The following is a 13,077-nucleotide window of genomic DNA, read 5'->3' as shown; positions in this document are numbered from 1 at the left end:
TCCGCCTCGACCGCCCCGCAGGTCTCAGGGGCGGTCGAGGCGGAGCCGCTCCGCACGCGGCAGCCCGGCCACCACCAGGTCGTACGAGTCCTCGACCAGCTCCCGGACCAGCCGGTCCGGGAGTTCGCCGTCGGCCGTGACCGTGTTCCAGTGCCGCTTGTTCATGTGCCAGCCGGGGACGATCAGCCCCGGGTGCTCGCCGCGCAGCCGCACCGCGTCCTCGGGGTCGCACTTGAGGTTGACGGTCAGGGGCCGCGCGTCCAGCGCCGTCAGCGCGAACAGCTTGCCCCGAACCTTGAAGACGGAGGTCTCCGGGTTGAAGGGGAAGTCCTCCACGGCCGCGTTGAACGACAGGCACAGGGCGCGCAGCTCCTGGGGCGTCACTCGGGCTTCTCCGCGTCCTCGGGCGGCTCCACCGGCTCCGCCAGCACCGTCACGATCTTGTTCCGGCGGCCCGCGGCGGACTCCGCGGTCAGCCGCAGCGCCCGCCCGTCGGGCAGGTCCACGACCGCCGACGCCCCGGCGATCGGGACCCGGCCGAGCGCCTTGGCGAGCAGCCCGCCGACCGTCTCCACGTCCTCGTCGTCGTACTCCTCCAGGCCGTACAGCTCGCCCAGGTCGGTGATGTCGAGGCGGGCGGTGACCCGGTGGCGGCCCGCGCCCAGGTCCTCCACCGGCGGCAGCTCACGGTCGTACTCGTCGGTGATCTCGCCGACGATCTCCTCCAGGATGTCCTCGATGGTGACGATCCCGGCCGTGCCGCCGTACTCGTCGATGACGACGGCGACGTGGTTGCGCTCCTTCTGCATCTCGCGCAGCAGGTCACCGGCGTTCTTGGTGTCCGGCACGAAGACGGCCGGGCGCATCGCGGTGGACACCAGGTCGTTCTCCGCGTCCCGGCTGATGTGCGTGCGGCGCACCAGGTCCTTCAGGTACACGATGCCGACGACGTCGTCCTCGCTCTCGCCCGTGACCGGGATCCGCGAGAAACCGGAGCGCAGCGCGAGCGTGAGGGCCTGGCGGATGGTCTTGTACCGCTCGATCACGACGAGGTCGGTGCGCGGCACCATGACCTCCCGCACCAGGGTGTCCCCGAGTTCGAAGACAGAGTGCACCATCCGGCGCTCCTCGTCCTCGATCAGCGACTCCTGCTCGGCCAGGTCCACCAGCGCCCGCAGCTCGGCCTCCGAGGCGAACGGGCCGCGCCTGAACCCCTTGCCGGGGGTGAGCGCGTTGCCGATGAGGATCAGCAGCGACGGGATCGGGCCCATGATCCGCGCGAGCGGCACCAGCACGTACGCCGCAACGGTCGCCGTGTTCAGCGGGTGCTGGCGGCCGATGGTGCGCGGGGACACCCCGACGGCGACGTAGGACACGAGGACCATGACCGCCATCGCGACCACCAGCGCCTCGCCGGTGCCGGAGAACGCCTCCAGGCAGGCGTAGGTGACCAGCGAGGCCGCCGCCATCTCGCAGGCGACACGGACCAGCAGGGCCACGTTCAGGTAGCGGGTCGGATCGGCGGCGACCTGGGCCAGCTTGGCGCCGCCCCGGCGGCCGGACTTCACGGCCTCCTCGGCACGGAAGCTGGAGACACGCGCGAGGCCCGCCTCCGCGCAGGCGGCGAGCCAGGCGACGACGACCAGGGCGACCGCGCCGACGACGATCTGTGGACTCATCGGCGGTTACGACACCGTCGGCGCCGGGGACGGGCCCTGAAGGCCCCGCTCGGCACGCCAGCCGTCCACGATCGCCGCCTGGAGACCGAACATCTCGGCCTTCTCGTCCGGCTCCTCGTGGTCGTAGCCGAGCAGGTGCAGCACGCCGTGGACGGTGAGCAGCTGCAGCTCCTCGTCCATGGAGTGCCGCGTCTCGGCCTCGGCGCCCTGCTTGGCGGCGACCTCCGGGCACAGCACGATGTCACCGAGCAGGCCCTGCGGGGGCTCGTCGTCGTCCTTGCCCGGCGGACGCAGTTCGTCCATCGGGAAGGACATGACATCCGTCGGCCCCGGCAGGTCCATCCACTGGATGTGCAGCTGCTCCATGGCGTCGGCGTCCACGACGATCACCGAGAGCTCGGAGAGCGGGTGGATGCGCATCCGCGCGAGCGCGTAGCGGGCGATGTCGAGGATCGCCTGCTCGTCGACCTCGGTTCCGGACTCGTTGTTGACGTCGATCGACATGGTCGTGCTGGTCTACTTCCCCTTGTGCCCGTGCCCGTGACCGGCGGCCCTGGCTCGGCCGCCCTTGGGCACGCCGCCGTTCTCGGTGCCGTGCTGGCTGTCGTACTTCTCGTACGCGTCGACGATACGGCCCACCAGCTTGTGCCGTACGACGTCCTGCGAGGAGAGCCGGGAGAAGTGGACGTCCTCGACGCCCTCCAGGATCTCCTGCACCTGCCGCAGACCGGATTTCGTGCCGCTGGGCAGGTCCACCTGGGTGACGTCACCCGTGATGACGATCTTCGAGTCGAAGCCGAGCCGGGTGAGGAACATCTTCATCTGCTCGGGGCTGGTGTTCTGCGCCTCGTCCAGGATGATGAACGCGTCGTTCAGGGTCCTGCCGCGCATGTACGCCAGCGGCGCCACCTCGATCGTCCCCGCGGCCATCAGCCGGGGGATCGAGTCCGGGTCGAGCATGTCGTGCAGGGCGTCGTACAGCGGGCGCAGGTAGGGGTCGATCTTCTCGTAGAGCGTGCCCGGCAGGAAGCCGAGGCGCTCGCCGGCCTCGACCGCGGGGCGGGTCAGGATGATGCGGTTGACCTGCTTGGACTGCAGGGCCTGCACCGCCTTGGCCATGGCCAGGTACGTCTTGCCGGTACCGGCGGGCCCGATGCCGAAGACGACCGTGTGCTTGTCGATCGCGTCGACGTACCGCTTCTGGTTGAGCGTCTTGGGGCGGATGGTGCGGCCGCGCGAGGACAGGATGTTCTGCGTCAGCACCTCGGCCGGGGTCTCCTGGCCGTCGCTCTCCCCGTTCTCGCTCGCCTTGAGCATGGCGATCGAGCGTTCCACTGCGTCCTCCGTCATCGGCTGCCCGGTGCGGAGCACCAGCATCATCTCGTCGAACACGCGCTGTATCAGGGCGACGTCCGACGTGGCGCCGACCGCGCTGATCTCGTTGCCCCGGACATGGATGTCGGCCCCCGGGAAGGCCTTCTCGATCACGCGCAGAAGGGAGTCGCCGGAACCCAGCACAGTCACCATGGGGTGCTGGGCGGGGACGGTGAACTGTGCTCTCGCCTGCCCCTGCGCGGGGGTGTTGGCTGCGGGTGTCTGAGTCATGGGCCGGCGCTCGACGCCTGCTGTTCCTCCTCGTCACGGCCGCACAGCTGAGGGCGGCCTCGCGCTTCCCAGGGTACGACGGCGCGGTGACAACGCCGTAGGGCTTTTCGGTGCCGCCCCGCCCCGGACGGCCCCGGCGCGGCGGCGGCCCCTCAGTCCACGCCCCGGATCCGGCCCACCAGCACCGCCCCGGCCAGCCCGATCACCGCCGCGGTCAGGTAGAGCACGCGGTAGCCGCCGAGGTACGTCACGATCGGCGCCGCCAGCGCCGGGGCCGCGACCTGGGGGAGGGCGTTGGCGACGTTGATCACGCCGAGGTCCTTGCCGCGGTCCAGGGCCGTGGGCAGGACGTCGGTCATCAGCGCGAAGTCGACCGAGGTGAAGACGCCGAAGCCGACGCCGAGGACGGCCGCCGCGACGATCGCGCCCGGCCAGGTCTGCCAGGCGGACAGGGCGGCCGTGGCCACCGCCATCAGGACGCCGGACCAGAGCACGAAGGGCTTGCGGCGGCCTGCCCGGTCCGACCACACCCCGCCTGCCACCACAGTGGCCAGCAGGGTCAGCCCGTTCACCGCCGTCAGGACGAGCACGCCCCGCTCGGGGTCGGCGTACCGGACCCGGTCGCGCAGGTAGTAGAGGAGGTAGAGCAGGACGAGGGAGTTGCTGAGGTTGATCAGGAAGCGGGTCAGCCAGGCCCAGGCGAGCTCGGGGTGGCGGCGCGGGCTGAGCAGGAAACCGCCCAGGAAACCGCGCCAGGACCAGGGCGGCCGGTCCGCCGGGGCCAGTCGCAGGTCCCGGTGGAGGAGGACGTACGGCAGGACGCCCGCCGACGTGAACACCGCGCACGCCGCGTACCCGGCGCCGGTGCCTCCCGCCACCGTCGCCAGGCCCGTCCCGCCCACCACGCCGAGGATCTGCGCCGCGCCCAGCGAGCCCCCGACCGAGCCGCGCTGCGCGCGCGGCACCCGGTCCGGCACCGCCGCCGTCACCGCGGCGAAGGCCGCGTTCAGCGTCAGCTGCACCAGGCACCAGCCGGCCGTCATGACCGCGACCGAGCCCGCGCCCCCGAGCAGCAGCAGCGACAGCGCGCCGCCCGCGGCCCCGGCCACGATCCAGGGGCTGCGCCGGCCCGTGCGGGCCGTCGTGCGGTCCGACAGGGCGCCGAAGAGCGGGTTCGCCACCAGCGACACCACCGCGCCCGCGCCGGTCACCCAGGCCAGCAGGGTCTCCTTGGACATGCCGGTGCCGGGGGCGAAGTCCTTCGCCTGGGAGGCGAGCCCCCCCGGCCCGCCGCCCGCCCCCGGCCCGGCGGGCGGGCCCGCCCCGGCAGGCACGCCCTGGCCACCGGCGTCCGCGTCCTTCCCGCGGGGCGTGCCCCGTCCGGACGGCCGCCCCTTCCCGCGGAACCCGCCCGTGCGGCCCGGGGCCGCCTTCCCGCCGGCACCGCCCCGCCGGGCGAACGCGTCCGGCCCCCCGTGCCCGCCGGGCCCGCCGGGCCCGCCGGGCCCGGCGGGTGCGTCCGGTTCGCCGGGGCGCCCCGGACCGGCGGGGCGTCCCGGCCCGCCACGTCCGGCCGGACCCCCGGGTGCGGCCGGACCCGGCGACTTCGCGGGGCGCTCGGGCCGGGTCATCTCTGGGCCCGGAGCACGTCCCGGAACCAGGCGTACGACGCCTTGGGGGTGCGCCGCCGGGTCTCGTGGTCGACGTGGACCAGACCGAAGCGGCGGGCGTAGCCCTCGGCCCACTCCCAGTTGTCCAGCAGGGACCAGACGAAGTAGCCGCGCACGTCCACGCCCGCCGTGATCGCGCGGTGCAGGGCGCGCAGGTGGCCGTCGAGGTAGGCGATGCGGTCCTGGTCGTCCAGTCCGTCGTAGGAGCAGCCGTTCTCGGTGATGACGACCGGCGGGAGGCGGTCGCCGTAACGGGAGCGGAAGCCGGTCAGCAGTTCCGTCAGGCCCTCGGGGACGACGGGCCACCCGAAGTCGGTGAGGGGGCGCCCCTCGATCTGCCGCACCGCGAAGGGCAGTTCGGCGGGGAGCGTGATCCCGCCGAACTCCGCGTCGGTGCCCTGCGGTGCGCCCACCCGGGCCGGCGCGTAGTAGTTGATCCCGTACCAGTCCAGCGGCTGGGCGATCACGCCGAGGTCGGCCTCGACGTCCTCCGGGGAGCCCGGCATCAGCTCGCCGACGCCCTCCGGGTAGCGGCCCAGCAGCAGCGGTTCGGCGAACAGGCGGTTGAGCAGCATGTCGTAGAGGCCGGCCGCCTCCACGTCCGCCGCTTCCCCCGAGGCGGGCCAGGTGGGTCCGTGGGAGTTGGCGATGCCGATGTCCGTGGCCCCGGCCGCGCGCAGCGCCTGGACGGCGAGGCCGTGGGCGAGGAGCTGGTGGTGGGCGACGGGCAGCGCGTCGAACAGGAGCCGCCTGCCGGGAGCGTGCACGCCCAGCGCGTGGCCCAGCAGGGTGTGCTCGGCGGGCTCGTTGAGGGTGATCCACTTCGTGACGCGGTCGCCCAGCCGCTCCGCCACCACCGACACGTACTGCGCGAACTCCGCGGCCGTGTCCCGCCGGAGCCAGTCGAGGCGGGCCGGCAGGTCCCAGTGGAAGAGGGTGGGCACCGGGCGCACCCCGGCCGCGCACAGGTCGTCGACGAGCCGGTCGTAGAAGTCGAGGCCGCCGGGGGAGTTCACCCGGGGCCAGGAGACGGAGAAGCGGTAGGCGTCCACGCCGAGCCCGGCCAGCAGGGCGACGTCCTCGGCGTGGCGGTGGACGTGGTCGCAGGCCACCGCCGCCGTGGAGCCGTCCTTGATCCGGCCGGGCTCGGCGGTGAACGTGTCCCACACGGACGCCTCCCGTGCGTCCGCCGCGCCCTCGATCTGGTGCGCCGAGGTGGACACGCCCCACAGGAAGCCGTCCGGGAACCGGGGGAGCGCCCCGGCTGAAGTGCCTGTGGTGCCTGTGTCAGTCGCCATGCGCGGATCATCCGTACCGGCGGTAACGGAAGTCAACGGCCGTGCACGCGAAGGTGGTTGAGGTCAGTGCACGCGCCCCCGGCCGCGCGCCCTTCCTCACGCCCCCTTCGCCGGGGTCCTCGGCCGGTGCTGCGACCGGGAAGGTCCACCGGCACGCGCCCTAGGCGCCCTCCTTGAGCACCCTGGAGATCAGTGCGCGCTCGTCCTCACTCAGCCGGGGGTCGGCGGTGTGGACCGTCCGGCCGTCGACGGTGATCTCGTAGTGGAAGCCGTCGGGAACCCCGGCGGGCGGCGTGTCCCGCCCGGAGGCGAGTGCCTTCTCGGCCAGGGCGTGCCACTCGGGGGCATCGGGCCGCCCCGAGGTGTCCACCTCGGCCCGCCGCTCGATGCCCGCGAACCCGCCCGTGCGCCGTACCTGAATACGCATGGGACGTGTCTAGTACGGAATCAGCGTGTCCGCACCTTCACCTGTTCCCAGGCCTTCTGCACGGCCTGGAGCGCGTCGCCCGCGCCGTACCGCTCCCGGGCGGCCTGGACGGTGAGGGTGGCGAAGTCCGCGAAGTCCGCGTCCTCCTTGAGCTTGCCGCCGGTCAGCACGTCGTACCAGATCTGCCCGGCCTTCTCCCAGGCGTGGCCGCCGATCGCGGTGGCGACCAGGTAGAAGGCGTGGTTGGGGATGCCGGAGTTGATGTGCACGCCGCCGTTGTCGCTGCCGGTGTGCACGTAGCCGTCCATGGTGGCGGGCTGCGGGTCCTTGCCGAGCACGTCGTCGTCGTAGGCGGTGCCGGGAGCCTTCATGGAGCGCAGCGCGGTGCCGGTGACGCGCGGGGCGAGCAGTCCGGCGCCGATCAGCCAGTCGGCCTCGCCCGCGCTCTGGCCGAGCGTGTACTGCTTGATCAGCGAGCCGAAGACGTCGGAGACCGACTCGTTGAGCGCGCCGGACTGGCCGAAGTAGGCGAGGTTGGCGGTGTGCTGGGTGACGCCGTGGGTCAGCTCGTGGCCGATGACGTCGACCGGGATGGTGAAGTCGAGGAAGACCTCGCCGTCCCCGTCGCCGAACACCATCTGCTCGCCGTTCCAGAAGGCGTTGTTGTACTTCTCGTCGTAGTGCACGGACGCGTCCAGCGGGAGGCCGCTGCCGTCGATGGAGTCGCGGCCGTACGCCTTCAGGTACAGCTCGAAGGTGGCGCCGAGGCCGGAGTAGGCGCGGTTGACCGTGGCGTCCTTGCCGGGCTGCTGGCCCTCGCTGCGGACCTTGGTGCCGGGCAGGTCGGTGCCGTGGCGGGCGTCGTAGATCGTGCGGTGCGGCTGCTCGGCCTGCTTGCCGGCGGGCGGGGCGACGGCGGGCGCGCCGACGACGGTGGTCAGCCGCCTGCGGGTGCGCTCCATGGCGTCGCGCTGCAGGCTGCGGCGGGCCGGACCGGACAGGGCGGGGTCCTCGTTCCGCGCGAGGCGGTCCAGGACGTGCGGCGGCACGATGGTGCAGAAGACGGGCTCGGAGCCCCCGTGGGTCGTCATAGGTCGACCATCGCACTGCGTGACGCCAAAGTCACTACCTGCAACCTTGATTGGTGAAATATCGGGGCAAGGGGTTCGTGTCGCGGTCGCGAAGGGTAAGGGTGGCTGCGTGGAGTGACCTGGCGCACTCTTTGCCCCCTTCGCCCCTTTTCCGGCTCCGCGTTTCGCATACTGGACCGGGCCCGCGCGTCCGGCGCGGCTCGGCTAGGCTGCACAGCACCATGCGTTTCGGGCTGCTTCTCCTTAGCTGCCGCGGCGAGGGCCTGTAGTCGTAGGCCGACCCCCTCCCCGCGGAGTCTGGCGTTGCGCCGTCGGCCGTCTTTCCGGCACCCGCGCCACCGCGGAAACCCCGAGGAGCACCCGCCACCATGGTCAACCGCCAGCAGTCCAGTTCCATGCCGGTCCACAAGTACGGCCAGTACGAGCAGGTCGACATCCCCGACCGCACCTGGCCCGAGAAGCGGATCACCGCCGCCCCCCGCTGGCTCTCCACCGACCTGCGTGACGGCAACCAGGCGCTGATCGACCCGATGTCGCCCGCCCGCAAGCGCGCCATGTTCGACCTGCTGGTCAAGATGGGCTACAAGGAGATCGAGGTCGGCTTCCCGGCCTCCGGCCAGACCGACTACGACTTCGTGCGCTCCATCATCGAGGAGGAGGGCGCGATCCCCGACGACGTCACGATCTCCGTACTGACCCAGGCCCGCGAGGACCTGATCGAGCGGACCGTGGAGTCGCTCAAGGGCGCCAGGCGGGCCACCGTCCACCTGTACAACGCCACCGCGCCGGTCTTCCGCCGGGTCGTCTTCCGCGGCTCCAGGGACGACATCAAGCAGATCGCCGTCGACGGCACCCGCCTGGTGATGGAGTACGCCGAGAAGCTGCTGGGCCCGGAGACCGAGTTCGGCTACCAGTACAGCCCCGAGATCTTCACCGACACCGAGCTGGACTTCGCGCTGGAGGTCTGCGAGGCGGTCATGGACGTCTACCAGCCGGGTCCGGGCCGCGAGATCATCCTCAACCTGCCCGCCACGGTGGAGCGTTCGGCGCCGTCCACGCACGCGGACCGCTTCGAGTGGATGCACCGCAACCTCTCCCGCCGCGAGTACGTCTGCCTGTCCGTCCACCCGCACAACGACCGCGGCACGGCGGTGGCGGCGGCCGAGCTGGCGGTCATGGCCGGCGCCGACCGCGTCGAGGGCTGCCTGTTCGGGCAGGGCGAGCGCACCGGCAACGTCGACCTGGTCACCCTGGGCATGAACCTGTTCTCGCAGGGCGTCGACCCGCAGATCGACTTCTCCGACATCGACGAGATCCGCCGCACGTGGGAGTACTGCAACCAGATGGAGGTCCACCCGCGCCACCCGTACGTGGGCGACCTGGTCTACACCTCCTTCTCCGGCTCCCACCAGGACGCCATCAAGAAGGGCTTCGACGCCATGGAGGCCGACGCGAAGGCCAAGGGCGTCACGGTCGACGACATCGAGTGGGCGGTGCCGTACCTGCCGATCGACCCGAAGGACGTCGGCCGCTCCTACGAGGCCGTCATCCGCGTCAACTCGCAGTCCGGCAAGGGCGGCATCGCCTACGTCCTCAAGAACGACCACAAGCTGGACCTGCCGCGCCGGATGCAGATCGAGTTCTCGAAGATCATCCAGGCGAAGACGGACGCCGAGGGCGGCGAGGTCACACCGGGCGAGATCTGGGCGGCCTTCCAGGACGAGTACCTGCCCAACCCGGACAACCCCTGGGGCCGCATCCAGGTCAGGACGGGCCAGTCGACCACCGACACCGACGGCGTGGACACCCTCACCGTCGAGGCCACCGTCGACGGCGAGGACACGGTCCTGACCGGCTCCGGCAACGGCCCGATCTCCGCGTTCTTCGACGCCCTGCAGGCCATCGGCGTCGACGTGCGCCTGCTGGACTACCAGGAGCACACGATGAGCGAGGGCGCCTCCGCGCAGGCCGCCTCCTACATCGAATGCGCGATCGAGGACAAGGTCCTGTGGGGGATCGGGATCGATGCGAACACGACACGTGCGTCGCTGAAGGCGGTCGTCTCGGCCGTCAACCGCGCGGCCCGCTGATCACCCTGACCGGCGCTTTCCGGGCCCCGGCCGCCTGAACAGGCGGCCGGGGCCCGTCGTCGTGGCCGTCGTTTACCGGCCAGGTCACGGAAAGGTCTCGTCCGGGGTACTGACTCAGCCTCACCGATGTGGCTAACATCACGCCCACGCGGCGATGTTGCCGCGTGGTTACGGAGGTGCGACGTGCTGCCAGTACGGGGACGAAACGGCCGTGCCGCCAGGCTTGCCCGCATTCTGGGCACCCGGACCGCCTGGGCACCCGTGGGCGACGGCGAGTTCTTCTGCCCCGGCTGCGGCGGCGACCGCAACTACCAGCGGCTGAGCGGCCGGCGCCGCTTCACCGTCCTCGGGGTGCCGCTGCTGCCCCGCGGCACCGCCGCCCCGGTCGTGGAGTGCGCGGCCTGCACCGGCCGCTTCGGCACCGAGGCCCTGGACCACCCGACCACCTCCCGCTTCTCCGCGATGCTGCGCGACGCCGTGCACACCGTCGCCCTCGCGGTCCTCTCCGCGGGCGGCACCTCCTCCCGTACGGCCCTGGAGACGGCCGCGTCCGGTGTCCGCGCCGCCGGGTTCGCCGACTGCACCGAGGAGCAGCTCGCCGCCCTCGTCGAGGCGCTGGCCGCGGACACCGGCCGGGTGTACGAGGACCAGCCGTGCGCCCCCGGCCTGACCATAGAGCTGCACGAGGCCCTCGACCCGCTGGCCCCGCACCTCGCCCCGGCCGGCCGCGAGGCGATCCTGCTCCAGGCCGCCCGCGTCGCCCTGGCCGACGGCCCCTACATCCCCGCCGAACGCGACGTCCTCACCACCGTCGGCGCGGCCCTGACCATCCCCACGGACGACGTGACCCGCCTGCTGGCGGCGGCCAGGACACCCTCGTGAGCCGGTGAGGGCGGGCGCCCTGCCCGCGGGCGCCCGCCCTCACCGGTCCCGCCCGCGGCCCGCTACAGCAGCCCTGCCGCGGCGAGGTGCTCGCGCACCGCGGCCACCTCCGGCGCCGTCAGCGGGATCTGCGGCTCGGCGGTGACCGGACAGTCGATGACACCGCGCAGGTGCAGGGCCGCCTTGAACGCGCCGAGCGCGGAGGAACCCGGACCCATCCGGGCCGGATCCCCGGCGCGGGTCAGCCCGAACAGCGCGCACAGCCGCTCCTGCTCGGTCCGCGCGCCCTCCCAGTCACCGGCGCGCGCCAGCCGGTAGAGGCGGACGAAGCCGTGCGGGTCGACGTTGGCGAGCCCCGGCACCGCGCCGTCGGCGCCCAGCGCGAGGGCCGCGTCGACCAGTTGCTCGGACCCGGTCAGCACGCTGAACCCGGCCGTGCCGGACCCTTCCCGCACCCCGGTCACCACCTCACGGAAACCGCCCAGCTCCCCGCTGGAGTCCTTCAGCCCGGCGAGCACCCCCTCGGCGGCCAGTTCCAGGACCAGCCCGGCGGGCAGCCGGGCGGGCACGGAGACGGGGATGTCGTAGGCGAGCACCGGGACCGGGCTCGCGGCGGCGATGCGGCGGTAGTGGCGGGCGATCTCCGCCGGGTGGGCGGCGCGGGCGTAGAAGGGCGCGGTGACGACGACGGCCTGCGCGCCCGCCGCGGCGACGGCGGCGACGTGGTCGAGCACCCGGGCGGTGCTCATGTCGATCGCCCCGGCCAGCACCGGCAGCGCCCCGCCCACGTGCCCGACGACGGCCTCCACCACCTGCCGGCGCTGCCGGTCCGTCAGGAACGCCGCCTCGGAGGTCGAGCCGAGCACGAACAGCCCGTGCACCCCGCCCGCCACCAGATGGTCGACCAGCCGCAGCAGCGAGTCCACGTCCACCTCCCGCTGCGGGGTCAGCGGGGTGCACACGGGCGGCACGACACCGGTCAGCGGCGCGGGGAAGGTCATACGGACTCCCGGGAACGGCGGTGGGCGACGACACCTGCCTTGTATAGTCGCCGCGCCGCACCGGGACACGCAGGAAGGGGGCGCCACGCCCATGAGCGAGCAGACCGGGCCCACGCGTGAGCAGTCCGGACCCGGCTGGGACGAAGACGCCCCGGGTGTCCTCCGCCTCCCGTCCGGCCGGCTGGTGCGGGGCAGGGGCCTCAGCCGGCCGCTCGACCCGGCGGCGCCCGCTCCGACGTACGGCGTCTACCTCCTGGGCAAGCCGCCACCGGAGTTCCCCTGGGAGTCGCACTGGCTGCGCTGGCCCGACTTCCGCCTGCCGGCGGACCGCGAAGCGGCCCGCGAACAGTTCGCGCGGGCCCTGCGGCGCACGGCCACCGACCGGGTGGAGTTCGCCTGCGCGGGCGGCCGCGGCCGCACGGGCACGGCCCTGTCCTGCCTGGCCGTTCTGGACGGCGTCCCGCCCGGGGAAGCGGTCGCCTACGTGCGGGAGCACTACGACCGGCACGCGGTGGAGACGCCTTGGCAGGCGCGGTACGTGCGGGGGTTCGCGCCGCAGCCGGGCTGAGCCGCCGGCCCGTCGGCGCTCAGGTGCCGGGGGTGAGCTCCAGGCGCAGCACCTGGCGGTCCATGCCGGGCCCGAAGTAGTCGGGGCGCAGGCCCGCGTCGGGCTCCTCGGGGCGGAAGCCCAGGGAGCGGTAGAGGAGGATCGCGGCGCGGTTGGAGGGCTCGACGGTGAGCCGGACCCGCTGGATGCCGGTGCGGCGCAGCCGGTCCAGGACCGCCTCCATCAGTTCCCGTCCCAGTCCGTGGCGGCGCCGGTCGTGGGTGACGCACAGGCCGAGGATCCAGCTGTCGCGGTCGAGTGCCGTGGTGGCGGCCAGTACGTAGCCGCGCAGCCGGCCGGTGCCGTCGTCGAGGACGAGGAGGTGCTCCGCGTACATGTCGTAGAGCTGCCGCAGCAGGAAACCGGGGTAGGCGACCTCCTGGAAGACCTCCTCGTCCAGCCGCTGCAGTTCGGGCAGGTCCTCCTCGTGCGCGGTGCGCAGGAGGAGGGGGCCCGGGTGGGGCACGGGTGCGGTGAGCTGCTCGTGGCGGTCAAAGAAACGTTCCAGCGGTTCGGCGGTCATGCCACCCCCCAGTCAGGACCTGCGGACGTCAACCCGACGGAGCCGGTCCGCTCACTCGAAGGGCTGAGGCTCCGGTGTGGCGGCCGGCTGCTCGTTCTGACACAGTGGGGTCTCCAAGTTCCTTTCTGCAAGGGCGAGTTAGGGTGTGCGCCCGGCTGTGCTGACGTGCGCCGGGGTGCACCGGGTGCGGCCTGCACGGGGGGA

General features: G+C 72.7%; 13 protein-coding genes. 3 read left to right on the top strand and 10 right to left on the bottom strand.

Features of this window, described 5'->3' with window-relative positions; all coding sequences use genetic code 11:
* Positions 1 to 24: 24 nt before the first annotated feature.
* The 8 genes from IG64_RS10475 to IG64_RS10440 form a co-directional block, all read right to left on the bottom strand.
* Positions 25 to 384: an MmcQ/YjbR family DNA-binding protein gene (locus tag IG64_RS10475; RefSeq protein ID WP_037854337.1), complete on the bottom strand. Its 360-nt coding sequence runs from the start codon at positions 382 to 384 to the stop codon at positions 25 to 27.
* Positions 381 to 1,679 (bottom strand): hemolysin family protein, encoded by a 1,299-nt coding sequence (locus IG64_RS10470; protein ID WP_037854336.1) that lies wholly within the window; start codon positions 1,677 to 1,679, stop codon positions 381 to 383. The genes IG64_RS10475 and IG64_RS10470 overlap by 4 nt, the downstream gene beginning before the upstream one ends.
* A 6-nt stretch (positions 1,680 to 1,685) precedes the next feature.
* On the bottom strand, positions 1,686 to 2,183 hold the full coding sequence (gene ybeY, locus IG64_RS10465) for an rRNA maturation RNase YbeY (RefSeq protein ID WP_037854335.1): 498 nt from the start codon (positions 2,181 to 2,183) through the stop codon (positions 1,686 to 1,688).
* Positions 2,184 to 2,195: 12 nt separating this feature from the next.
* The gene (locus tag IG64_RS10460) at positions 2,196 to 3,284 is read right to left on the bottom strand and encodes a PhoH family protein (RefSeq protein ID WP_051812609.1); all 1,089 of its coding nucleotides are present in this window, start codon (positions 3,282 to 3,284) and stop codon (positions 2,196 to 2,198) included.
* A gap of 152 nt (positions 3,285 to 3,436) precedes the next feature.
* On the bottom strand, positions 3,437 to 4,618 hold the full coding sequence (locus IG64_RS10455) for an MFS transporter (RefSeq protein WP_051812645.1): 1,182 nt from the start codon (positions 4,616 to 4,618) through the stop codon (positions 3,437 to 3,439).
* Between the two features lie 293 nt (positions 4,619 to 4,911).
* A complete protein-coding gene (locus IG64_RS10450; protein WP_078883920.1) occupies positions 4,912 to 6,252 on the bottom strand; it encodes a GH1 family beta-glucosidase in 1,341 nt (446 codons plus the stop codon).
* A gap of 160 nt (positions 6,253 to 6,412) precedes the next feature.
* Positions 6,413 to 6,679, bottom strand: coding sequence for a protealysin inhibitor emfourin (locus IG64_RS10445; protein ID WP_037854332.1), 267 nt, complete (start codon positions 6,677 to 6,679; stop codon positions 6,413 to 6,415).
* Between the two features lie 20 nt (positions 6,680 to 6,699).
* The gene (locus IG64_RS10440; protein ID WP_037854330.1) at positions 6,700 to 7,770 is read right to left on the bottom strand and encodes a M4 family metallopeptidase; all 1,071 of its coding nucleotides are present in this window, start codon (positions 7,768 to 7,770) and stop codon (positions 6,700 to 6,702) included.
* 368 nt (positions 7,771 to 8,138) lie between these two features.
* On the opposite strand from IG64_RS10440, the gene leuA reads away from it, so the two are divergent.
* Both leuA and IG64_RS10430 read left to right on the top strand, forming a co-directional pair.
* Positions 8,139 to 9,860, top strand: coding sequence for a 2-isopropylmalate synthase (gene leuA / locus IG64_RS10435; RefSeq protein ID WP_037854328.1), 1,722 nt, complete (start codon positions 8,139 to 8,141; stop codon positions 9,858 to 9,860).
* Positions 9,861 to 10,043: 183 nt separating this feature from the next.
* Positions 10,044 to 10,742 (top strand): TerB family tellurite resistance protein, encoded by a 699-nt coding sequence (locus IG64_RS10430; protein WP_037854325.1) that lies wholly within the window; start codon positions 10,044 to 10,046, stop codon positions 10,740 to 10,742.
* Between the two features lie 62 nt (positions 10,743 to 10,804).
* On the opposite strand, the gene IG64_RS10425 is transcribed toward IG64_RS10430, so the two are convergent.
* A complete protein-coding gene (locus IG64_RS10425; RefSeq protein ID WP_037854323.1) occupies positions 10,805 to 11,743 on the bottom strand; it encodes a dihydrodipicolinate synthase family protein in 939 nt (312 codons plus the stop codon).
* 91 nt (positions 11,744 to 11,834) lie between these two features.
* On the opposite strand from IG64_RS10425, the gene IG64_RS10420 reads away from it, so the two are divergent.
* Positions 11,835 to 12,311 carry a protein-tyrosine phosphatase family protein gene (locus tag IG64_RS10420; RefSeq protein WP_037854322.1) on the top strand — a complete coding sequence of 159 codons (477 nt, stop codon included), beginning with the start codon at positions 11,835 to 11,837 and terminating at the stop codon, positions 12,309 to 12,311.
* A 19-nt stretch (positions 12,312 to 12,330) separates the two neighbouring features.
* On the opposite strand, the gene IG64_RS10415 is transcribed toward IG64_RS10420, so the two are convergent.
* Positions 12,331 to 12,873, bottom strand: coding sequence for a GNAT family N-acetyltransferase (locus IG64_RS10415; RefSeq protein ID WP_037854320.1), 543 nt, complete (start codon positions 12,871 to 12,873; stop codon positions 12,331 to 12,333).
* Between the last annotated feature and the right edge of the window lie 204 nt (positions 12,874 to 13,077).

Source organism: Streptomyces sp. NRRL S-340 (assembly GCF_000720185.1).
Lineage (GTDB): Bacteria > Actinomycetota > Actinomycetes > Streptomycetales > Streptomycetaceae > Streptomyces.
This window is presented reverse-complemented; position numbering and strand designations above follow the sequence as displayed.